This is a genomic window from Xanthobacter sp. NM-25 (genome assembly GCF_022138605.1).
In the GTDB taxonomy this organism is placed as follows: Bacteria; Pseudomonadota; Alphaproteobacteria; order Rhizobiales; family Xanthobacteraceae; genus Xanthobacter.
The window spans coordinates 71,037-91,772 of the sequence record NZ_JACBFS010000005.1 but is presented as its reverse complement, the minus strand read 5'-3'; the positions used below and the strand labels follow the sequence as shown (position 1 = coordinate 91,772).

The window sequence follows — 20,736 nt, the reverse complement described above, 5'->3', positions numbered from 1 at the left end:
GGATGAAACCTCAGGAATTCAGGCCGCGCAGCGCGCCACCGTCCTTCAGCACCACGCGGCGCGACGACGGCAGGGCGATGACGGCGGCATCTTCCAGATGGGTGAGGGTGCGCGAGACCGTCTCAATGGTGAGGCCGAGATAGTCGGCGATATCCTGGCGCGACATGGGCAGGGTGACTTCCCCGGCGGTGCCGGCCGAGCGCGCGGCCATGTCGAGGAGGAAGGTGGCCACCCGCTCCTGCGCCGTCTTGCGGCCTAGCACCAGCAGATGGTTCTGCGTGCGGCTCAGCTCGCCGGCGGTCAGCGCCCACAGGGCATGGGCGAGCTCGGCATCGTCGGCGGCGCGGGCGAACAGGATCGAACGCTTGACGCGCACCACCCGGCATTCGTTCACCGCCTCGGCGGAGAAGCGATGCCGCGGCGCCGTCTCCCAGCCGAACACGTCGCCCGGCAGGCAGAAGGTCTCGATCTGGCGGCGCCCATCGCCCAGCAGCTTGCAGACCCGCACCGCGCCGGACAGCACCAGGAAGATGTGATCGGCCGGCGCATCCTCGGCGAAGATCTCGGAATTGCGCGAAAAGGTGGTCACCACGCCGAGGCCGGCGAGAATGTCGGTGGGCTGGCGGGTTCCCGTCTCGTCCTGCCATGCGCGCGACACCCGGCCCGCGACCGCGCCCGACAGCGGCGGCTGAACATAGGCCTTCTGGGTGAGGGCGGCGGCAATGGTCGACATGGGAACTCTCCTCCACAGAATGTTATCAGCGATAACTCTCGGAGACCTTGAGAGAAATTCGGAACGAACACTTAAGTCGTGACCCTTAGGTATATTTACGGAGGTGACGGCCGGCGCTAACAGGGACGGAAGCTCCACCGGGGAACAGGCGCGAGGACGAGGCAGTGGGCGAGATGAAACCGGCGGCGACCGAACAGAGCGGCGCCGCGCGCGAGGTTCAGCGCCCCTGGCGCCAGCAGGCGCTGAACCTCGCGCGCGGGGCGGGCACCGGCGCCTTCGTGCTGGCGCTGTGCGCCATGCTTCCGCTGCCGCCCTTTGACGCGCGCGGCGCCCTGCTGCTGGTGATCGCCACCGTCCTGGTGAGCGCGCTCGGGCTGGCGGCGAGCCTTGCCCTGCTGTGCGTCGGCCTGGCCGGCGGGGTGCTGCTCACCCTTTCCCGCCCCGATTTTTCGCCGCTCGATCCGATCGCGGCGCTGCTGCTGGCTGGCGCGGGCCTCGGCGTGGCGGTGCTGGGGGAACGCCTGCGGCAGACCCGACAAGCCGCCGCCGCACGCACCCGCGACCTGCTGGCTCGCGAGGCCCACCTCTCCTCCATCCTCAGCACAGTGCCCGATGCCATGGTGGTGATCGACGAGCACGGCATCATGCGCTCGTTTTCCGCCACCGCGGAGCGCCTGTTCGGCTACACCGCCGCCGAGGCGGTGGGCCAGAACGTCTCCGTGCTCATGCCCTCGCCCCATCGGGAGGCCCATGACGCCTATATCGGCCGCTATCTTCACACCGGCGAGCGGCGCATCATCGGCATCGGCCGGGTGGTGGTGGGCGAGCGCAAGGACGGCTCCACGTTCCCCATGGAACTATCGGTGGGCGAAATGCGCTCGGCCACGGAACGCTTCTTCACCGGCTTCATCCGCGACCTGACGGAGCGTCAAGAAACCGAGGCCCGCCTGCAGGAGCTGCAGGCCGAGCTCGTCCACATCTCGCGACTGACCGCCATGGGCGAGATGGCCTCCACCCTGGCCCATGAGCTGAACCAGCCGCTATCGGCCATCGCCAATTACATCAAGGGCTCCCGGCGGCTGCTGGAAGGCGGGGTGGTGCGCACCGAGATGCTCCAGGGGGCGCTGGAAAAGGCCGGCGAACAGGCCCTGCGGGCCGGCCAGATCATCCGCCGCCTGCGCGACTTCGTCTCCCGTGGTGAAAGCGAGCGGCGGGTGGAGAGCCTCGCCAAGCTGGTGGAGGAGGCGAGCGCTTTGGCGCTGGTGGGCGCCAAGGAGCACGGCATCCAGGTGCGGTTCCATTATGATCCCGGGTGCGACCTCGTGCTCGCCGACAAGGTGCAGGTCCAGCAGGTATTGCTGAACTTGATGCGCAACGCCCTGGAGGCAATGATGGAGGCACCCCGGCGGCAGCTCCTCGTGCAGACCGAGCCGGCGGAGGATGACATGGTGATGATCAGCGTCTCGGACACCGGGTCCGGCATCTCGCCGGAGATCAAGGCTCAATTGTTCACCCCGTTCGTGACCACCAAGCGACAGGGCATGGGCGTCGGCCTGTCCATCTCGCGCACCATCATCGAAGCCCATGGCGGCCGCATCTGGGTGGAATCCAACCCGGCGGGCGGCGCCACCTTCCGTTTCACCCTGCGCGCCGTGGGCGACGAGGCGGCGGTCGATGACTGAACCGACGCTGATCCACGTCATCGACGACGACGAGGCGGTCCGCCAATCCCTGGCCTTCCTGCTGGCCACCGCCGGCTATGAGGTGCAGGAGCACCCCTCCGCCCGCGCCTTCATCCAGGCCGGCCTGCCGGCGGGCGACGGCCTGGCCGGCTGCATCATCACCGATGTGCGGATGCCCGACATGACTGGCATCGACCTGCTCCACCAGCTCAAGGACAAAGGCTCCAGCGTGCCGGTGATCGTGGTCACCGGCCATGGTGACGTGCCGCTGGCGGTGGAGGCCATGAAGCTCGGCGCCACCGATTTCCTGGAAAAACCGTTCGACGACGTGGCCATCCTCGACGCGGTGAAGGCGGCGCTGGCGCGGCGGCAGAAGCACCACCAGCGCGACGCCCTGCGCGAGGAGGTCAACGAGCGCATTTCCGCCCTCTCCCAGCGCGAACGGCAGGTACTGGAATGCCTGGTGGCCGGCCAAGCCAACAAGATGATCGCCTATGATCTCGGCATCAGCCCGCGCACGGTGGAGGTCTACCGCGCCAATGTGATGACCAAGATGAAGGCCCAGAGCCTGTCGGAACTGGTGCGCATGGCGCTGCTCGCCGGCATCGCCCCCAGCGCCGGGTGAAGCGCTTGATTTAACTCAAGGCCACTTTCCCTCCACATCGGTTAGCCTGTGTCATCGACCAACTGGGCCCAATGTGGGCCCTCTTGCGGGTCGCGGGAGGCGGCCGATGGATGCGCACTGCAAGGCCAACATGACCCGCGACCGCGACGCGCCGCCGGCGGGTGTCGACCTGTCGCCACCGGCGACGGCGCGCTTCGGCCTGGCGCCGCACGCGGGGCTGCCCGCACCGGTGGTGCCTCGCTCCGCCATGCCCCACCCATCAATGTCCCACGCACCGGCTCCCCACGCCCCCATCCCCAATGCCGCGGCACCGCTGATGGCCCATCAGGTTCAGCCCGAGCCGGATCCGGACCTGCCGTGGATCGTGCATGTGGTGGATGACGACGCGGCGGTGTGCAGCTCCCTCAAGTTCGCTTTGGAGCTCGACGGCTTCGAGGTGCGCACCTATCCCGGCTATGGCGAGCTGCTGGCGTCGGACCTGCCGCGCGCCGGCTGCCTGATCGTCGACTACAATCTGCCCGGCCTCAACGGTCTGGAGCTGCTGGGCGAACTGGACCGGCGCGATGTGCACCTGCCGTCCTTCCTCATCACCAGCAACCCCACCACCAACGTGCGGCGCCGGGCCAGCGCGCAGGGCGTCGCCATCATCGAGAAACCGCTGCTGGGCAATCAGCTCAGCGAGGCGGTGCGGGCGAGCTTCTCCCGGGCCATGCCCTGCTGAGCAACCCGCGCCGCGCCGGCGCCAGTCCGGCGCAAGCGTCCCCGCCTACAACCCGTGCGACACGCCTTGGCTATTGCACCGCAGCTTCGCACCCGGCACCCTGACCGGGTCGACGTGCTGTCGCATCGCCGAGGCATGATCCAAGTCGCGACGACGGACGCCGGGACCGCCCCTGGGCGCCGCAGACCGGAAGGCCAGCCATGACCACCCGCAATCTCGATGCATTGTTCCACCCGAGCGCCATCGCGCTGGTGGGCGCCAGCAACGCACCGGGCTCCATCGGTTCGATCATCGCCCGCAACCTGTTCGAGGCCGGGTTTGCGGGTCCCATCCTCACCGTCAATGCCAAGGAGCGCGTCACCCGCTCCTCGCTCAATTATGCCCATGTGAACGACCTGCCGATCCCGGTGGACCTGGCGGTGGTGACTGCACCGCCAGAGACGGTGCCGCAGATCATCGCCGATCTCGGCGCCAAGGGGTGCCGCGCCGCGGTGGTCACCGCCTCGGCCTTCGGCGAGGGCGCCAAGCTCGAAGGCACCGACCTGCTGCAGCGCATGCTGGACGCGGCCAAGCCGCATCTCCTGCGCATTCTCGGGCCCAATTGCATCGGCTTCATTTCCCCTGCCGCCCGCATCAACGCCTCAGTGGCGCACCTGATGCCGACCAAGGGCGACGTGGCCTTCATCACCCAGTCGCGCACCATGGCCAACACCGTGCTGGACTGGGCCAACGCCCGCGGCTTCGGCTTCTCCCACGTGATTTCCCTGGGCGACAAGGGCGACATCGATTTCGGCGACCTGCTCGATTATCTCGCCCTCGACAACACCACCCGCGCCATCCTGCTCTATGTGGAGAACATCACCGACGCGCGGAAATTCATGTCCGCCGGCCGCATCGCCGCCCGGGCCAAGCCGGTGATCGTCATCAAGGCGGGCCGCAGCGCCGCCGGCGCCCGGGCCGCCCTCTCCCACACCGGCGCGCTGGCCGGCGCCGATCTCGTCTATGACGCCGCCTTCCGCCGCGCCGGCATGCTGCGGGTGCTGGAGCTGCGCGAGGTGTTCGAGGCCGTCACCACGCTGTCGTCGGGCATCCGCCTCCATGGCGACCGGCTCGCCATCCTCACCAATTCCGGCGGCGCCGGGGTGCTGGCGGTGGACGCTTTGGAAGATGTGGAGGGCACGCTCGCCACCCTCGATCCCGATACCCTCGCCAAGCTGGAGGCGGCGCTGCCGCCCACCTGGTCCCACGCCAATCCGGTCAATATCCACGCCAACGCCCCGGCCAAGCGCTATGGCGAGGCGCTCAAGGCGCTGCTGGCCAATAAGGGCTCCGACGGCATCCTGGTGCTGGACTGCCCCACCGCGGTGGGTGATGCGCCGGGCGCGGCGGCGGCGGTCATGGAAGTGCTGGAGACGCGACCGCGCGCCCCGGTGCTCACCTGCTGGCTGGGCGAGAGCGCGGTGGCCGACGTGCGCCGCAAGTTCGCCGCCCGCCGGATTCCCACCTATGAAACCCCCGACGAGGCGGTGCGCGCCTTCGGACACCTGGTGTCCTACCAGCGCAACCAAACCCTGCTGATGGAGACGCCGCCGGCGCGGACTTTCGAGGAGCCCGACCGCGAGCGGGCGCGGCAGATCGTCGAGCACGTGCTGGCCGCCGGCCGCAGCACCCTGGGCGAGTTCGAGGCGAAGGCGGTGCTCGCCGCCTATGACATTCCGGTGGTGGAAACGCGCATCGCCCAGAACCCGGAGGATGCCGGCCGCATCGCCAGCGAGATGGGCGGGCCGGTGGTGGTGAAGGTGCTTTCCCACGACATCACCCACAAATCCGACGTGGGCGGGGTGCGGCTCGATCTGCGCACGCCGGCGGCGGTGGAGGACGCCTGCCGCGCCATCATCGCCACGGTGGCGGAGAAGATGCCGCGCGCCAAGGTGGAGGGCTTCACCGTGCAGGAAATGGTGCGCCGGCCCCACGCCATCGAGCTGATCGCCGGCATCGCCAACGATCCCACCTTCGGCCCCATCGTGCTGTTCGGCCGTGGCGGCACGGCGGTGGAGGTGATCGGCGACCGGGCGGTGGCGCTGCCGCCGCTCAACGGTGTGCTGGCCCGGGAGATGATCTCCCGCACAAGGGTGGCCAAGCGCCTCGCCGGCTATCGCGACCACCCGCCCGCCGACATGGAGGCCATCGCCTCCACCCTCATCAAGATCAGCGAGCTTCTGGCCGACCTGCCACAGATCGCCGAGCTCGACATCAACCCGCTGATTGCCGACGAGAATGGCGTTCTGGCGCTCGACGCCCGCATCGTCGTGCACGAGGCACGGCAGGACGGCACCGCACGGTTCGCCATCAAGCCCTATCCGCCGGAGCACGTGAAGGACATTCCCCTCACCGACGATCACACCGTCACCCTGCGGCCGATCCGGCCCGAGGACGAGCCGGGCCTCGTCGACGTGGTGCGCCGGTCCGATCCCCAGGATGTGCGCATGCGCTTCCTCGGCTCGGTGAAGGACTTCCCGCACCTGATGGCCGCCCGCCTGTCGCAGATCGATTATGATCGCGAGATGGCGTTCGTGGCGGTGGAGCCCTCCGGCGACATCTGCGGCGTGGTGCGCATCATCGCCGATCCGGACAATGAGGAGGCCGAATACGCCATCATGGTGCGCTCGGACATGAAGGGCAAAGGCCTCGGCTACCGCCTGATGACCGAAATCCTCGACCACGCCCGCGCCCGCGGCCTGAAGAAGGTGTTCGGCGACGTGATGCGGGAGAACGGGCCCATGCTGCACATGGCCGAGGACCTCGGTTTCAAGGTGGCGCCCAGCGCCGAGGATCCCTCGATCATGCGGGTGGTGATCACCCTGTGAGGAGTCCGGCGCACCGGCCCCAACGCCCCTGAAATGACGCGCGCACCGGCGCTTGAACCGGCGCGTGTCCCCGGCCGCCGACGCAGCACGCTTGACGGTGAGACGGCGAGGCGCAATATCAGGTCACGTGCGTTATCGACTTCAGCACACGGGGCGGATTTGTGCCGTCGCAATGTGACGGTGGATCTGTCGTTCTAGATGTGCACACGCGCTGTGCGGTTCCGGGGTGGGCACCGCCAGGCATTTCATCGGTTTGCGCAAGATGGCGACGAACGACACAGGGGAGACGGGAGGTCCGTGGCGGTCGGAGTATCTGGCTCTGCACGACCCGCTGACCAATCTGCCGAACCGGCTGCTCATGCTCGAATTTCTGGCCGGCGCCCTGGGCGCGGCCCGGGATGGCGCGCGGACCGTGGCCGTGCTGTCGGTCGATCTCGATAATTTCCGCCAGCTCAACGACCAGTATGGCTTCTCCTGCGGCGATCAGGTGCTGGTGGAGATGGCCCGGCGCCTGCGCCGCTGCGTGCGCGACAATGACCTGGTGGCGCGGGTGGGCGCCGACGAGTTCATTCTCATCGCCACCGGCCTCAATGACGCGCAGACCGCCGAGCGCCTGTGCCGCCGGCTGCAGGCGGCGGTGAGCACCCCCATGGCGCTGGCCGCCACCACGGTCTACCCCCAGGCGACCCTCGGCATCGCCCTCGCGCCGCTGGATGGCGACGAGGCGGATGCCCTGCTGCATCGGGCCGACCTCGCCCTGGAGCGCGCCAAGAGCATCGGCCCCGGCGTCTTCTGCTTCTTCACCGCCGAGATGAACGAGGCGGCCCAGGGCAAGCGGTCGCTGGAAGGCGACCTGCGCCGCGCCATCGTGTCCGACCAGTTCGTTCTGCTCTACCAGCCGCGCTGGAGCACCGACACCCTGCGCATCCTCGGCGTCGAGGCGCTGATCCGCTGGGATCACCCGCAGCTCGGGCGGCTGGTGCCGGACGAGTTCGTGCCCCTGGCCGAACAGAGCGGCCTTGTCATTCCCATCGGCGAATGGGTGCTGCGCAAGGCGTGCGACACCATTGCCCGGCTGCCGGACCTCAATGTCTCGGTGAACGTCTCGGTGGTGCAGTTCCGCGGCCCGGAGCTGGTGACCACGGTGGAATCCGTGCTCAGGGCCGCCGAGCTGCCGGCCCACCGCCTGGAGCTCGAGATCACCGAAAGCGTGCTGATCGAGAATACCGACAACGCCCTCGACATCCTGATGAAGCTGAAGGATCTCGGGGTGCGCCTGTCCATGGATGACTTCGGCACCGGCTATTCATCGCTGGGCTATCTGCGCTCGTTCCCGTTCGACGCGCTCAAGATCGACCGCCGCTTCGTCGGCGATCTCGACCAGAGCAAGGGGGCGCTGGCCATCGTCCAGGCCATCCTCGGCCTCGGCCGGGCCCTGGGCATGCAGGTGGTGGCCGAAGGGGTGGAGACCGAAAGCCAGCTCGCCTGCCTCAAGGCCGACCGCTGCGACGAGGTTCAGGGCTTCTATCTCGGCCGCCCCATGACCGAGGAGGCCCTGCTGCAGTTCATCGCCGAGCGCGGTCTCGCCACGGTGTGAGCGCTGCCGCGCGCTGTGACAGCGGGCTCACCCCCTGTTTCACGTGAAAACGGCACCGGCGCCGCGCCGGCCCCTCACCCCAGCCAGGGCGCCATCTGATCGAGGGCGATGAGAGCGTCCGCATCCACCCGCGGCCGGACCACCGCCGCCACCGCGCCATTCACCAGCACCTCCGGCACCAGGCCCCGGGTGTTGTAGGTGGAGGCCTGCACCGCCCCATAGGCCCCGGCGGTCATCACGGCCAGGAGATCCCCGGCCTTCACCTCCGGCATGGCCCGATCGAGGGCGAGGAAATCCCCGGTCTCGCACACCGGCCCGACCACGTCCGCCACCATGGTGGGGGTGCCGGGCGCGGGCTGCGCCACCGCGAAGATGTCGTGGTGCGCCTCGTACAGGGTGGGGCGGATGAGGTCGTTCATGGCCGCGTCGACGATCACGAAGGTCTTGCCCTCCCCGTGCTTCACATAGATCACACGGGTGACGAGGATGCCCGCGTTGGCGACGATCATGCGCCCCATCTCGAACACCAGTGGCAGATCGAGGCCGCCGAGGCCGCGGCGGACCACCTCCGCATAAACGTGGGGCGGCGGCGGCACAGGGTCGCTCACCGCATAGGGCACACCGAGCCCGCCACCCAGATCGAGGTGATGCAGGCGATGGCCGGCGGCGAGCAGGTCGCGGGCCATCTGGGCCAGCAGCTCCACCGCATTCTCCACCGGCGCCATATCGGTGATCTGACTGCCGATGTGCATGTCGACGCCGGTCACTGCGAGGCCGGGCAGCCGCGCCACCTCGTCATAGACCTCCCGCGCCCGCGAGATGGGAATGCCGAACTTGGTGGCGGACCGGCCAGTGGAGATCTTCTTGTGGGTGCGGGCGTCCACGTCCGGATTGACGCGAATGGACACCGGCGCCACCCGGCCCAGCGCCGTCGCCACCTCGGAGAGCACGTGCAGCTCGGGCTCGCTCTCCACATTGAAGCACAAGATGCCGGCCGCCAGCGCCTCCGCCATCTCCTCCCGGGTCTTGCCGACTCCCGAGAAGACGATGCGCGAGCCGGGAATGCCGGCCGCCAGCGCCCGCCGCAATTCGCCCACCGAGACGATGTCCGCCCCCGCGCCGAGCCGCGCCAGGGTGGCGATCACCGACTGGTTGGAATTGGCCTTCAAGGCATAGCACAGCAGCGCCTGCCGATCGGCGAACGCCTCCATGAACACCTTGTAGTGGCGTTCCAGCGTGGCCGATGAATAGCAATAGAAGGGGGTGCGCACCTCGGAGGCGAGAGCGGTGAGGTCCACGTCCTCGGCATGAAGGCGCGCGTCGCGGTAGCTGAAGTGATGCATGATGGTAAGGCCGAATGTGCAGGAAGCCGCGGGACAGGCGGCGAAAGGGGCGAGCCCACCCGCGGAGGATCGGGCGCCGCCACGGGACCCGTGGCGCGGATCGCCCTCAGATCATGGCCCCGGCGCGCCGATCGCGATGCCGCGTCAGGCCCGGTGGCGGCAGCGCGCTGCGCCAGTAGGCGCGATCACAGCAGGCCGTCGAGGAAGAACGGCCGGTCCGGACGGGCCACGCCCTCCAGCTGATCCGTCTTGCCGCTCTGTTTCTGCTTGCTCTTTTCCCAATCGGCATGGGGCGTGACCGAATTGGCCATGTCGGAAGCCGAGGTGGCGGAGTGAAAGCCGGTTTCCCCGGCGGCCGTGGGTGGCGGAACCGCCGGCGGCGTCTTCGGCGCTTCGGCCTTGGGGGCCCCCGGCGGCGGCTCAAGCGGCCCCTTCACGCCGCATCCGGCGAGTGCGAGGGCGGCGACCAGCGCCAGAGGAAGGGAGAGACGGGACATGGAAATGCGGGCCATCCGGGTCAATTCGCGGCCACTATAGCCTGCGCGCCGCCAAAGGCGAGCCCCTGTGCGGCGCACCAGCCCCTTGCCGCCCACGGCGCCGCCCCGCCGTGTCCACCGGGCCACGCCCGCACCGGCCCCGTTTCCGGGCGAACCGGCCCTGAGCCAGCGGCTTTTGGACAGACGGCCTCCACACCTGCGCCATCATTCGATTGCCGCCTGGACACTAGTCGAAGAATTCATTTTCGCGCCGCAGCAAGCGGACATAGATTTCCGCCGATTTCTGACGATCGAGGCAGCGCCCACCCGCTGCGCTGACGGCACCGCGGCAGCGACGGACCGTGATCGGCAGGGCTCACCCCCCCGTTTCGATCTGCCCCATTCCCTGGTGAAGCCCATGGGTCTCCCTTCTTCCATCGCCGCCGGCGCGGATCCCCGCGCCGTGCGCTTCGCCCTGCTCGCTTTGGCTCTTGCCTCGTTCGGCATCGGCACCACCGAATATGTCATCGTCGGGCTGCTGCCGCGCGTGGCCACCGACCTGTCGGTGACCATTCCGCAGGCCGGCTTCCTGGTCACCGGCTATGCGCTGAGCGTGACGTTCGGCTCGCCCTTCCTCGCCATTGCCACCGCCCGCATGAACCGGCGCCATGCGCTGATGACCCTCATGGGGGTGTTCATCGCCGGCAATGCGCTGTGCGCGGTGGCGCCCAGCTTCACCCTGCTGATGGCCGCCCGCATCGTCACCGCTTTGTGCCACGGCGCCTTCTTCGGGCTCGGCGCGGTGGTGGCGGCGGAACTTTCGGTGCCGAGCCGCAAGGCGCAGGCCATCGCCATGATGTTCGCCGGCCTCACCATCGCCAACGTGCTGGGCGTGCCCCTCGGCACCGCCTTGGGCGAGGCCTTGACCTGGCGCGACACCTTCCTCGCGGTGGTGGTCATCGGCGTCGCCGCCGCGGCGGCGCTCGCCCTGTGGCTGCCCAAGGACCTGCCCACCCCGCCCCTGGCGCTGAAGCGGGAGGCCAAGGCCATCGCCAACGTGCAGGTGGTGCTGGCCATGGTCATCTCCATCGTCGCCTCCGCCAGCCTGTTCAGCGTGTTCACCTATATCGCCCCGATCCTCACCGAGCACACCGGCGTGTCGGCCCATGGGGTGACGCTGATGCTGCTGATCTTCGGCGTCGGCCTCACCATCGGCAATTTCGGCGGTGGCTGGATGGCCGACCGCAGCCTGCTGCCGACGGTGATCGGCATCACCGCGGTGCTGGCGGTACTGCTGGCCCTGTTCCCGCTCACCAGCGCCTATCCGCTGCCGGCGGCCATCACCCTGTTCATCTGGGGCGTGCTGGCCTTCGCGCTGGTGGCTCCGCTGCAGATGCGGGTGGTGAAGGAAGCGGCGGAAGCCCCCAACCTCGCCTCCACCCTCAACCAGGGCGCCTTCAACCTGGGCAACGCCCTGGGCGCGGCCGTCGGCGGCGTCGGCCTCTCCGCCGGCCTCTCCTACATGGACCTGCCGTGGATGGGTGCCGGGCTGGCCTGCCTCGCCATGCTGCTGGCTGTGGTGGCCCACCGGCTCGACCATGCCGCCCACGACATCCCGGTGGCGGTGGTCGGCGTCGGCCCCCATGACGACGGGCCGCTGACGCCCGCCCTGTAGGCCGCCCGGCGCGCTGTCGCCCCGCGAAGCCGGTTCCCCTTCGCGTGACGGCGCCTAGCCGCCGTGGGCGGCGGCGCCGCCCGCCAGCTCGACGATTTCGTTGGTGATCTCCTCCTGCCGCAACTGGCGGGAGCGGGCCACCAGCGTGTTGAGGGTGTTCTCCACATTGGTGTGGGCGGCGATCATGGCCCGCATGCGGGCCTCGTTCTCCGCCGCGAACGAGAGCATCACCGCCTCGGTGATCTCGGCGAACACATATTCGGCCACCAGCCGCGCCAGCAGCACATCGGGCGCCAGCGTGATCAGCGGCGGCACCGCCCGGCGGGCCAGCGGAAAGCGGTGAAAATCGAACGGCACCAGCTGTTTCGTCGCCACCTCCATGGCCTCCCCGCCGCCCGGCACGGCGTGCAGCAGGCACACCTGCGCCACCGGCACGCGCTCAAGCCGCGCGAACAGCGCATCGGCGATCTCGCTGGCGAGCCGCGCCGCCTGATCCGGATGCCCCACCATGGCCGCCGACCAGTCCCAGGCCAGGCCCCGCTCTTCCGCCACCAGCAGCCCGCGATCGCCGACGATGAACAGCCCCCCGCCCGCGTCGGGCCCGCGCGCGGCGACGGCAGCCTCCAGCACATGCTCGCTAAAGGCGCCGGCAAAGCCCTGCTCCGCGCACAGGGCGATCACCAGCCGCAGGCCCGGACCCGACGGGAGCGCCGTGCCCCGCTCGTCCACCGGTAGAAAGGCCAGGGCATGGCCGATGCCGGCGGCGATGGTGTCGGCATAGGCGCGGATGCCGTCGAGATGGGCCCGTGCCTCCCGCGAGCGGGCGGCGGCGATACCGCGCATGGCGGTGATGACCGCCGACAATTGATGCACGGTGCGGATGCGCGCGGTGACATCGGACAGGCGTTCCGCCATGGCCCTCTCCTTATCCCGGCTCCCTGCCGCCTCAGCCGGCGGCCGTCAGCTCCTGCGCCAACTCCTGCGCCAGCGCCTGAACCGCCGCCACCAGTTTCTCCCGCACCGGCGCCTCGAGGGTGCCGCTGGCGGCAAGGGCCGCCACCTCAGCGCCCGCATTGGCATCGAGATAGGCCGGCAGCCGCGCCCGCAGCGGGGGAATGACGGCCACCGGCAGGGCATCGAACACCCCCTCGGCCAGCGCCGCCAGCAGCGCCACCTGGTCGGCGAGGCGCAGATTGGCGAAGCGCGGCTGGGTGAGCAGCGCGCGGATCCGCTCGCCACGGGTGATCTGCGCCTTCACCCGGGTATCGGAGATGCCGCCGAAGCGGGTGAACATCTCCAGCTCCAGGAACTGGGAATAATCGAGCCGCAACCGGCCGGACACCTCGCGCAGGGCCGGCTTCTGGGCCTTGCCGCCCACCCGCGACACCGACAGGCCCACATCCACCGCCGGCCGCTGATTGGCGGCGAACAGGCGGGAATCGAGCACGATCTGGCCATCGGTGATGGAGATGAGGTTGGTGGGAATGTAAGCGGAGAGGTTGCCGGCATCGGTCTCGGCCACCGGCAGAGCGGTGAGGGAACCGCTGCCCAGCTCCGGTGAGAGCTTGGCGGCGCGTTCCAGCAGGCGGGCATGCAGATAGAAGATGTCACCGGGATAGGCCTCGCGGCCCGGCGGCTCGCGGGTGAGCAAGGCGAGCTCGCGATGGGTGGCGGCATGGTGGGTGAGATCGTCCACCACGATCAGGGCATGGCCGCCCTTGTCGCGGAAATATTCCGCCATGCTGAAGCCGGCAAAGGGCGCGATCCACTGCAGGCCCGGCGCTGCCGAGGCGGCGGCCACCACGAAGATGCAGCGCTCCGGGGCGCCATGGGCCTTCACCGCCTCGATCACCCGCTCCACGGCGGTGGCGCGCTGGCCCACCGCCACATAGACGCAGATCACATCCGAATGCTTCTGGTTGACGATGGCGTCCACCGCCACCGCGGTCTTGCCGGTGGCGCGATCGCCGATGATCAGCTCACGCTGGCCGCGACCCAGAGCGAACAAAGCGTCGAGCACCAGGATGCCGGTTTCCACCGGCTCGCTGACGAGGTCGCGGTCGATGATGGCGGGGGCCGGCCGCTCAATGGGCAGATGGTCGGTGGCGGTGATGGGCGCGCCCCCGTCGAGGGGGCGGCCGAGGGGATCGACCACCCGGCCCAGCAGCCCCTCCCCCACCGGCACCCGCACCACCTCTCCGGAGCCCGTGACCTTGGAGCCGGCCTCGACGCCGGCGGCATCGTCCAGCAGCACGGCGCCGATGGTGTCGGCGTCGAGGGTCAAGGCGAAGCCGAGGCGGCCGCCCTCGAATTTCAGGATCTCGTCGAGCCGCACGTCGGGCAGGCCAGAGACGCGGGCGATGCCGTCCGCCACCTCCTCCACCCGGCCGATGGCCTCCGCCTGCACCGACAGATCGGCGCGGGCTACCTTCGCACGGCTTGCTTCGAGCCAATCGGCATCAGCGCCCATCGTGGGTGAGCTCCGTCAGAATGCGGTCGAGGGCGGCCCGCCAGCTGTTGCGCACGATGGCATGGGGGGCGGTGAGCTCCAGGCCGGCGATCAGGTTCGGGTCGACGCTCAGCGCCAGGGTCACGTCATGCCCCAGCGCAGCGGCGATCTTTTGCCGGCAAATCGCCTCCTCTTCCGTGGACAGGGCGCGCGCCGCTTTCAGCTGCAGCGGCTCCTCGGCGACGGCAAGACTGGCGCGCGCCTCCTCCGGCAGAGCGGCGAGACCCGCGCACAGGCCATCGATGAAGGCGGCGACGCGGGTGTCGTCGGGCAGCTGCGCCAGCAGGCGGGCGGCGATGTCCACGGCGAGCCGGCTGGCCCGGTCATCCACCGCCGCCTCGGCACGGGCGCGGACGTGGGCGATGTCCGCCTCGGCGGCGGCCCGCAGGCCATCGGCCTCGCTGCGGGCGGCCGCCAGCAGCGCCGCCTTGCGCGCCTCCCCCTCGGCCAGAGCGGCATCCACCTTCTCGGTGCGGGCGGCGGCGATGGCGGCGGTCTCGGCCGCGGCCTTGGTGCGCTCCGCCTCGGCGGCGGCGCGCGCGGCGCGCGCGGCCTCCAGGTCGCGGGTCGCCGCCGCCTGCCGCTCGGCCATCAGCGCCACCACCGGCCGGAACAGGAAACGGGCCAGGATGAAGACCAGCACCAGGACGTTGATGGCCTGCAATCCGAGCGTCCACCAATCGATCTGCATGGGCGCGGGCCGCTATTTCACGAACGGATTGGCGAACAGCACCAAAAGCGCGATCACCAGACAGTAGATCGCCATGGTCTCGATCATGGCGAGGCCGACGAACAGGGTGCGCGAGAGGGTACCGGCGGCTTCCGGCTGGCGGGCGATGGCGTCCATGGCGGCGGCGACCGCCCGCCCCTCGCCCAGCGCCGGGCCGATGGCGCCGAACGACACCGCCATGGCGGCGGCGGCGATGGAGACCACTTGAATGAGATTGTCCATGGGGTCTAGCGCTCCTGCTGGGCGGAAGGATCGGGCGGGACGGCGGGCGCGGGGGCCTCGCCCTCGCTGACCGCCGCGCCGATGAAGACGGTGGCGAGCACCGCGAAAATGTAGGCCTGGACGGCGCCGGTGAGCAGATCGAGCGCCATCAGCGGGATCGGCACCAGCAGCCCCGCCAGGGACAGGATGATGCCGATGACAAACACGCCGCTCATGATGTTGCCGAACAGGCGCACCACCAAAGAGAAGGTGCGGGTGATCTGCTCCACCACATTGAGCGGGATCATCACCCAGGTGGGTTCGGCGAAGGTCTTCAGATAGCCGCCGAGCCCGCGCGCCCGCACCCCATAGGCGAGGGTCGCCACGAACACGATGAGGGCGAGGGCGGCATCGGTTTCCAGATGGGCGGTGGGCGGCTCCAGGCCCGGGATCAGCGAGATCCAGTTGGCGCACAGCACATAGAGGAAGATGGTGCCGATCAACGCCCGATACGGCGCCGGGTTCACCTGCATGGTGTCAGCGATCTGGCTGTCGATGGCGGAGACCACCGTCTCCAGCAGCGCCTGGCCGCGCCCGGGCACCAGCTTCAGGTGGCGGGTGGCGAGCCAGCAGCCGCCGCCCAGCGCCACCATGATGCCCCAGGTGACCACCACCGGCGCGGTGATGGGCACCGGGCCCACGTGGAACAAAGGTTCGATGACCAGGGGCGAAGAGATCATGCCACCTTCCCCAGCCGCCGCACGACGAGGGTGCGGGCGCCCAGCAGCCCCACCGCGCCCATCAGCAGCGGCAGCGCGCCCAGCGCCGCCAGCACCGCCATGGCCACCAGCAGGATGGCGAACCGGCCCATTTGCAGCACCACCGCCAGGGCCACCCGGCCGCCGGCCAGATAGAGCTTCGTGTTCCACCAGAGCGAGGCGAAATAGGCGAAACCGGCAGCAAGCCCCACCCCCAGGCCGACGGCGGCGCCGGCGAAGGGGCTGAAGCTCGGCAGAGCGGCGGAGAGGGCCGCCATGGCGGCGAACGGTGCGCTCATTGGTCCGCTCCCCCCGCCCGGTGCATCCAGCGCCAGGCAGACCACAGGCCGAAGGCGGCCCCCAGCATCAGCAGCGCCGCGGCGAACATGATGCCGGTGGAAAACTGCGTGTCGAGCCAACGGCCCACCACCAGCCCCAGCAGGGTGGGCACGACGATGGTCCAGCCGAGAATGCCCATCTGCCCCAGCCGGGCGCCGAGGGAGGGTTCCGGATTCTCCAGGCCGCGCTTCTGCCGCTCAGCCGCACGCCGGGCGGCTTCGGCAAGACGGTCGATCGGCGGGCCGGAACGGGGATCTGCCGCCATCACGCCCCTCCATCCGCTGGCGGCGTATGCGTGTCGGTGCCGAAGGCGCCGAAGGCCTCCCCCTGCCCCGGCCGCAGATAGCGCATGAGCTGGCGGACCGCGCGGGCATGGAGGCGCATCTGCTCCACCCGCGCCTTGCGCTCGGCATCGGTCTCGGCGGCGCGCAGGCGGGCGACTTCCGCCTCGAGCCGGGGCAGATCATCCCCCAGCGTGCCCTGGCGGCAGGCGATGGCCACCTTCGTGCCGCCCTCCACCGTCAGCAGCCCGCCGGCCTGGGCGCAGTAATGCACCACGTCGTCGCCGGTGCGCCAGCGCACCACCGAGGCCGGCAGCACGGTGAGAAAATCCGTGTGGCCCGGCAGGATGCCGAAGCCGCCGCTCTCATCCTCGGCACGCACCGCGCGCACCTCCGCATCACGCACCAGCACGGCGGTGGGCGTGGAGATGGAGAGCCGCAGGGTTCCGCTCATGTCGCCGCCCCTGCGGTCGCGCCGGCTTTCGCGCCGCTGGGCTTGCGGGCGGCCTCCTCCTTGGCGCGAGCCTCATCGAGCCCGCCCACCATGTAAAGCGAGCTTTCCTGCCAGTCGTCGCAGGCTCCGGCGAGAATGGCCTTGCAGCCAGCCACGGTGTCGGCGATGGGCACCGAGCGGCCGGGCACGCCGGTGAAGGCCTCGGTGACGGTGAAAGGCTGGGTGAGGAAGCGCTGCAGCTTGCGCGCGCGCTCGACGATGCGGCGATCCTCCGCCCCCAATTCCTCCATGCCCAGCAGCGAGATGACATCCTGCAGCTCGCGATAATGCTCGATGGTGCGGCGCACCTCGGTGGCCACCTGCGCGTGCTCCTCCCCGACGATCAGCGGATCGAGCAGGATGGAAGAGGAGGCGATGGGATCGACGGCGGGATACATGCCCTCCGCCGCCATGGCGCGGGAGAGCACCACGGTGGAATCCACATGGGCGGCGATGGTGGTCACCGCCGGATCGGTGAAATCGTCCGCCGGCACATACACGGCCTCGATGGCGGTGACGGCGGCGCCACCCACCGAGGCGATGCGCTCTTCCAGCGCCGCCACCTCGCTCGCCAGGGTCGGCTGGTAGCCCACCCGCGAGGGCAGCCGGCCGAGCAGGCCCGACACTTCCGAGCCCGCCTGCACGAAGCGGAACACGTTGTCCATGAGCAGCAGCACGTTCTGGTGCTTCTCGTCACGGAAGTATTCGGCGATGGTCAGCGCCGTCATGGGCACCCGCCAGCGGGCGCCGGGGGGCTCGTTCATCTGCCCATAGACCAGCACGGTGCGGTCCAGCACCCCGGAATGAGTCATGTCGAGCAGCATCTCATGCCCCTCGCGGGAGCGCTCCCCCACCCCGGCGAACACCGAGATGCCCTGGTAGCTCGCCACCATGGCGTGGATCAGCTCCATCACCAGCACGGTCTTGCCCACGCCGGCGCCGCCAAACATCGCCGCCTTGCCGCCCTGGGCCAGCGGCGCCAACAGGTCGATGACCTTGATGCCGGTGCCGAAAATGTCGGCGGTGCCGCTCTGGTCGGCGAAGGCGGGGGGTGGCGCATGGATCGGCCGGCGCGGCACATCGGCGGGCAGCGGGGCGCCCTTGTCGCCCACATTGCCGGCCACGTCGAGCAAGCGGCCCAGCACCGCGTCGCCCACCGGCACCTCCACCGGTCCGCCCACCCGCTTCACCACATCGCCGCGCTTGAGGCCGGAGGTGGGCTGCAGGGCGATGGCGCGCACCGTCTCGATGTCCATATGGCTCTGCACCTCGGCCAGGATGCGGCCGCGCGCGGGGTCTTCCACCCACAGGGCGTGCTCCACCGCCGGCAGGTTCCCCGCGGCGAAGCGCACGTCGATCACGGCGCCGCGCAGGGCGACGATGCGGCCGTCTCCGTCCGCGGTTTCGTTCGCACGCCCCGCCATGCGCCGACCTCCGTGCACCGGTTCCGCCGCCCGCTCGGATGGAGTGGGGGAACACGTTTCAGCGGAAACATGCCAGAGGCACGCGGCCCGCGCTACCATCACCGGCCCCCTGCCGCTGGGGCACCTGCCAGGGGATGGGGTCGGCGGGGACGCCTTCAGCCGTTCGATTAGGCGTATTTGCGCCTATTTGCGGCCCCGGCAGCGACCCAATGGCGCGGGGCCTCAGATGCCCGCGCCCAGATTGACGAAATCCACCAGCAGATCCGCCGGCACGCCGGGGGCGGACAGGGTGCCATCGGCGAGATCCTCCACCAGCCGATGGATCTGCGCGGCGATTTCCGGCACGGCGGTGATCTCCCACCAGGCCGGCCGGGTCAGCGGCCCCACCGCGTGGAGCCAGGAGCTGGCGGCGCCATAGCGGTCCACCAGGGCGCAGCCGCGGGTTTCAAGCCCCAGCCCCAGGGCATCCGGCACGATGTGGCCGGCATCCCGCAGGGCGGCGAACGGCGGCAGGCCCAGGGTGGCGAAATCCGAGCGCGGCCCGGTGCAATTGATCACCGCCGCCGCCCGTACCTCTTCATGGCCCCTGTCATGGCTCCTGTCGTGGCCGCCGCCCCGGTGGCGCAGGGTGATGCTCACCCCGTCGGTCCCCGCCCGGTAGCCGGTGATGCGACCGGCCACCACCCGCAATTGGCCGGAGCCGATGAGGGCCTGCAGCCGATCCGCCACCCGCGGCGCCATGCGATGGCGGTGCACATCCCAATAGGTACGCGCGTGACGCAGGAACCGCGCCTTCTCCGGCTGCGTCCAGTGGCTCCAGATGGTGGCGATGGCCGGGCGCACCGCATCCATCACCCGCTGCCAGGGGATGCCCTCCGCCGCCGCGCGCGCCACCGCCTGCCGGATCGCCCGCAGCCCCGCCCGCGGCGTCGGCGCCAGGGCCGGTGACAGGAACGCCGCGAAGCGCCCGCCCGCAGCATGCACCTGCGGCAGCAACCCGTGCCGGGACACCGCCACCAGCGGCCCACGATGCCCCGCCGCCGCCAGCTTCAGGGCCACGTCCACGAGGGTGAGGCCGGAGCCGATCAGCAGCACCGTCGCATCCGGCGGCAGCGCCGTCAGCGCGCCGCGCGCCCAGGGGTCGGGGATGAACCGCGGCGTGTCGTAGAACGCCGCATCGGCGCAGCGGGGCGGCTTGGGCGGCAGGTTGCCGGTGGCCAGCAGCACATGGGTCCCGGTGAGCCGGCGCCCATCCGCCAGCACCACGCCGGGCATCGGCTGCGCGCGCACCTCCACCACCGCGCCGCGCACCCGGCGCAGGCGGGGCGCGCCGGCATTCTGCGCCTCTGCCAGGGCCGCCTCCCATTGCGTCGCCACATAGGCCCCGAACAGGGCACGCGGCACAAACGCCTGGGAGAGATCGCCCCCCGCTTCCGCCAGGGCGGCCTCGAGATCGACACCCGAAGCCTGAAGCCACGTGGCGAAGGAGGGTTCCAGCCCCAGCTCCATGCGGACCACCGGCACATTGAGCACATGGTGGGCGTCGCAGGCCCCATAGGCGAGGCCGAGGCCGGCCTGCGCCTCGCGCTCCACCAGCACCACGTCGAACGCACCGCGCCGATGGGCCAGCAGCGCCGCCAGGGTGCCGCTGAAGCCGCCCCCAACGATGATCAGCGTGCCGCGCGGGCCCTTTTCGCGTTCGCTCTCCGGTCCCATCTGGCATCCCACCTCGCGTCACGACTCAACAAATAACATTAATCCAATCGAACTACATGAGTCGCGGCGGCGCGGCGCCGCGTTGACATCCCGCCGCGCCCGCCGGCTTGATGGCGGGGGCGCGCCGACCGGCCATCCGCCGTCGCCGCCCCGATCCTGTCCCCTCCGGAGTCCAGCGTCATGAGCGGTTCGTCGCGCGTCACCATCTGGCACAATCCCGCCTGCGGCACCTCGCGCAAGACCCTGGCGCTGCTGGAGGCCGAAGGGCTCACCCCGGACATCGTCCAGTATCTGAAGACCCCGCCGAGCCGACCGGCCCTCGCCCAGGCCGTCCAGGCGGCCGGCATCAGCGTGCGCGATGCCCTGCGGCGCAAGGGCGATCTCTACAAGGACCTCGGCCTCGACGATCCCGCGCTCAGCGATGATGCGCTGCTCGATGCCATGATCGCCCATCCGGCGTTGATCGAGCGCCCTTTCGTCTTCACCCCCAAGGGGGTGCGTCTGTGCCGGCCGATGGAACGGGTGCGCGAGATCCTGCCCTAGCCCCCTGCACCGCAGGCGCTTCA

General features: G+C 70.1%; 20 protein-coding genes. 7 read left to right on the top strand and 13 right to left on the bottom strand.

Annotation, left to right across the window (positions count from 1 at the left end; genetic code table 11):
* Window positions 1-10: 10 nt before the first annotated feature.
* Complete coding sequence (locus MEU52_RS14850) at window positions 11-733, bottom strand: helix-turn-helix domain-containing protein (RefSeq protein ID WP_238122367.1); 723 nt, start codon at window positions 731-733, stop codon at window positions 11-13.
* Window positions 734-906: 173 nt separating this feature from the next.
* Here MEU52_RS14850 and MEU52_RS14845 point away from each other — a divergent pair, with 173 nt between their 5' ends.
* The 5 genes from MEU52_RS14845 (at window position 907) to MEU52_RS14825 (ending at window position 8,225) form a co-directional block, all read left to right on the top strand.
* Window positions 907-2,415, top strand: a complete 1,509-nt coding sequence (locus tag MEU52_RS14845) for a sensor histidine kinase (protein WP_238122466.1) — start codon at window positions 907-909, stop codon at window positions 2,413-2,415.
* Window positions 2,408-3,040, top strand: a complete 633-nt coding sequence (fixJ, locus tag MEU52_RS14840; protein ID WP_238122368.1) for a response regulator FixJ — start codon at window positions 2,408-2,410, stop codon at window positions 3,038-3,040. Before MEU52_RS14845 ends, fixJ begins: the two co-directional genes overlap by 8 nt.
* A gap of 106 nt (window positions 3,041-3,146) precedes the next feature.
* Window positions 3,147-3,761, top strand: coding sequence for a response regulator (locus MEU52_RS14835; RefSeq protein ID WP_238122369.1), 615 nt, complete (start codon window positions 3,147-3,149; stop codon window positions 3,759-3,761).
* A 200-nt stretch (window positions 3,762-3,961) separates the two neighbouring features.
* Window positions 3,962-6,628, top strand: a complete 2,667-nt coding sequence (locus MEU52_RS14830) for a bifunctional acetate--CoA ligase family protein/GNAT family N-acetyltransferase (RefSeq protein WP_238122370.1) — start codon at window positions 3,962-3,964, stop codon at window positions 6,626-6,628.
* Window positions 6,629-6,890: 262 nt separating this feature from the next.
* Window positions 6,891-8,225: a putative bifunctional diguanylate cyclase/phosphodiesterase gene (locus tag MEU52_RS14825; RefSeq protein ID WP_238122371.1), complete on the top strand. Its 1,335-nt coding sequence runs from the start codon at window positions 6,891-6,893 to the stop codon at window positions 8,223-8,225.
* 74 nt (window positions 8,226-8,299) lie between these two features.
* Here MEU52_RS14825 and lysA read toward each other — a convergent pair whose 3' ends face one another.
* Together lysA and lptM are read right to left on the bottom strand one after the other, a co-directional pair.
* A complete protein-coding gene (gene lysA, locus MEU52_RS14820; RefSeq protein ID WP_238122372.1) occupies window positions 8,300-9,568 on the bottom strand; it encodes a diaminopimelate decarboxylase in 1,269 nt (422 codons plus the stop codon).
* A 185-nt stretch (window positions 9,569-9,753) separates the two neighbouring features.
* On the bottom strand, window positions 9,754-10,065 hold the full coding sequence (gene lptM, locus MEU52_RS14815; RefSeq protein ID WP_238122373.1) for an LPS translocon maturation chaperone LptM: 312 nt from the start codon (window positions 10,063-10,065) through the stop codon (window positions 9,754-9,756).
* Window positions 10,066-10,462: 397 nt separating this feature from the next.
* Between lptM and MEU52_RS14810 the strand changes: the two genes are divergently transcribed.
* Entirely contained in the window at window positions 10,463-11,719 is a 1,257-nt protein-coding gene (locus tag MEU52_RS14810; protein WP_238122374.1) for an MFS transporter, read from the top strand.
* A gap of 54 nt (window positions 11,720-11,773) precedes the next feature.
* Here the strand turns inward: MEU52_RS14810 and MEU52_RS14805 are convergent, their stop codons facing one another.
* From MEU52_RS14805 to MEU52_RS14760, 10 genes are all read right to left on the bottom strand, one after another.
* A complete protein-coding gene (locus MEU52_RS14805; protein ID WP_238122375.1) occupies window positions 11,774-12,634 on the bottom strand; it encodes a F0F1 ATP synthase subunit gamma in 861 nt (286 codons plus the stop codon).
* Between the two features lie 31 nt (window positions 12,635-12,665).
* Entirely contained in the window at window positions 12,666-14,189 is a 1,524-nt protein-coding gene (locus MEU52_RS14800) for a F0F1 ATP synthase subunit alpha (RefSeq protein ID WP_238122376.1), read from the bottom strand.
* Window positions 14,179-14,919: a F0F1 ATP synthase subunit delta gene (locus MEU52_RS14795; protein ID WP_238122377.1), complete on the bottom strand. Its 741-nt coding sequence runs from the start codon at window positions 14,917-14,919 to the stop codon at window positions 14,179-14,181. The genes MEU52_RS14800 and MEU52_RS14795 overlap by 11 nt, the downstream gene beginning before the upstream one ends.
* 12 nt (window positions 14,920-14,931) lie before the next feature.
* Window positions 14,932-15,180, bottom strand: coding sequence for a F0F1 ATP synthase subunit C (locus MEU52_RS14790; protein ID WP_238122378.1), 249 nt, complete (start codon window positions 15,178-15,180; stop codon window positions 14,932-14,934).
* Window positions 15,181-15,185: 5 nt separating this feature from the next.
* Window positions 15,186-15,896: a F0F1 ATP synthase subunit A gene (locus MEU52_RS14785; RefSeq protein ID WP_443267370.1), complete on the bottom strand. Its 711-nt coding sequence runs from the start codon at window positions 15,894-15,896 to the stop codon at window positions 15,186-15,188.
* A complete protein-coding gene (locus tag MEU52_RS14780; protein ID WP_238122380.1) occupies window positions 15,896-16,216 on the bottom strand; it encodes an ATP synthase subunit I in 321 nt (106 codons plus the stop codon). Before MEU52_RS14780 ends, MEU52_RS14785 begins: the two co-directional genes overlap by 1 nt.
* Window positions 16,213-16,521 (bottom strand): AtpZ/AtpI family protein, encoded by a 309-nt coding sequence (locus tag MEU52_RS14775; protein ID WP_238122381.1) that lies wholly within the window; start codon window positions 16,519-16,521, stop codon window positions 16,213-16,215. The genes MEU52_RS14780 and MEU52_RS14775 overlap by 4 nt, the downstream gene beginning before the upstream one ends.
* On the bottom strand, window positions 16,521-16,991 hold the full coding sequence (locus tag MEU52_RS14770; protein WP_238122382.1) for a F0F1 ATP synthase subunit epsilon: 471 nt from the start codon (window positions 16,989-16,991) through the stop codon (window positions 16,521-16,523). Before MEU52_RS14770 ends, MEU52_RS14775 begins: the two co-directional genes overlap by 1 nt.
* Window positions 16,988-18,553: a F0F1 ATP synthase subunit beta gene (gene atpD, locus MEU52_RS14765; RefSeq protein WP_443267150.1), complete on the bottom strand. Its 1,566-nt coding sequence runs from the start codon at window positions 18,551-18,553 to the stop codon at window positions 16,988-16,990. Before atpD ends, MEU52_RS14770 begins: the two co-directional genes overlap by 4 nt.
* Window positions 18,554-18,676: 123 nt before the next feature.
* A complete protein-coding gene (locus MEU52_RS14760; RefSeq protein ID WP_238122384.1) occupies window positions 18,677-20,170 on the bottom strand; it encodes an FAD/NAD(P)-binding protein in 1,494 nt (497 codons plus the stop codon).
* Window positions 20,171-20,350: 180 nt separating this feature from the next.
* Here MEU52_RS14760 and arsC point away from each other — a divergent pair, with 180 nt between their 5' ends.
* On the top strand, window positions 20,351-20,713 hold the full coding sequence (gene arsC / locus MEU52_RS14755; RefSeq protein ID WP_238122385.1) for an arsenate reductase (glutaredoxin): 363 nt from the start codon (window positions 20,351-20,353) through the stop codon (window positions 20,711-20,713).
* Window positions 20,714-20,736: the final 23 nt, after the last annotated feature.

What these genes read in the sequence shown, in the direction of transcription:
- MEU52_RS14850 (WP_238122367.1), bottom strand. Translation starts at nt 733, where the DNA reads ATGTCGACCATTGCCGCCGCCCTCACCCAGAAGGCCTATGTTCAGCCG.
- MEU52_RS14845 (WP_238122466.1), top strand. Translation starts at nt 907, where the DNA reads ATGAAACCGGCGGCGACCGAACAGAGCGGCGCCGCGCGCGAGGTTCAG.
- fixJ (WP_238122368.1), top strand. Translation starts at nt 2,408, where the DNA reads ATGACTGAACCGACGCTGATCCACGTCATCGACGACGACGAGGCGGTC.
- MEU52_RS14835 (WP_238122369.1), top strand. Translation starts at nt 3,147, where the DNA reads ATGGATGCGCACTGCAAGGCCAACATGACCCGCGACCGCGACGCGCCG.
- MEU52_RS14830 (WP_238122370.1), top strand. Translation starts at nt 3,962, where the DNA reads ATGACCACCCGCAATCTCGATGCATTGTTCCACCCGAGCGCCATCGCG.
- MEU52_RS14825 (WP_238122371.1), top strand. Translation starts at nt 6,891, where the DNA reads ATGGCGACGAACGACACAGGGGAGACGGGAGGTCCGTGGCGGTCGGAG.
- lysA (WP_238122372.1), bottom strand. Translation starts at nt 9,568, where the DNA reads ATGCATCACTTCAGCTACCGCGACGCGCGCCTTCATGCCGAGGACGTG.
- lptM (WP_238122373.1), bottom strand. Translation starts at nt 10,065, where the DNA reads ATGTCCCGTCTCTCCCTTCCTCTGGCGCTGGTCGCCGCCCTCGCACTC.
- MEU52_RS14810 (WP_238122374.1), top strand. Translation starts at nt 10,463, where the DNA reads ATGGGTCTCCCTTCTTCCATCGCCGCCGGCGCGGATCCCCGCGCCGTG.
- MEU52_RS14805 (WP_238122375.1), bottom strand. Translation starts at nt 12,634, where the DNA reads ATGGCGGAACGCCTGTCCGATGTCACCGCGCGCATCCGCACCGTGCAT.
- MEU52_RS14800 (WP_238122376.1), bottom strand. Translation starts at nt 14,189, where the DNA reads ATGGGCGCTGATGCCGATTGGCTCGAAGCAAGCCGTGCGAAGGTAGCC.
- MEU52_RS14795 (WP_238122377.1), bottom strand. Translation starts at nt 14,919, where the DNA reads ATGCAGATCGATTGGTGGACGCTCGGATTGCAGGCCATCAACGTCCTG.
- MEU52_RS14790 (WP_238122378.1), bottom strand. Translation starts at nt 15,180, where the DNA reads ATGGACAATCTCATTCAAGTGGTCTCCATCGCCGCCGCCGCCATGGCG.
- MEU52_RS14780 (WP_238122380.1), bottom strand. Translation starts at nt 16,216, where the DNA reads ATGAGCGCACCGTTCGCCGCCATGGCGGCCCTCTCCGCCGCTCTGCCG.
- MEU52_RS14775 (WP_238122381.1), bottom strand. Translation starts at nt 16,521, where the DNA reads ATGGCGGCAGATCCCCGTTCCGGCCCGCCGATCGACCGTCTTGCCGAA.
- MEU52_RS14770 (WP_238122382.1), bottom strand. Translation starts at nt 16,991, where the DNA reads ATGAGCGGAACCCTGCGGCTCTCCATCTCCACGCCCACCGCCGTGCTG.
- atpD (WP_443267150.1), bottom strand. Translation starts at nt 18,553, where the DNA reads ATGGTAGCGCGGGCCGCGTGCCTCTGGCATGTTTCCGCTGAAACGTGT.
- MEU52_RS14760 (WP_238122384.1), bottom strand. Translation starts at nt 20,170, where the DNA reads ATGGGACCGGAGAGCGAACGCGAAAAGGGCCCGCGCGGCACGCTGATC.
- arsC (WP_238122385.1), top strand. Translation starts at nt 20,351, where the DNA reads ATGAGCGGTTCGTCGCGCGTCACCATCTGGCACAATCCCGCCTGCGGC.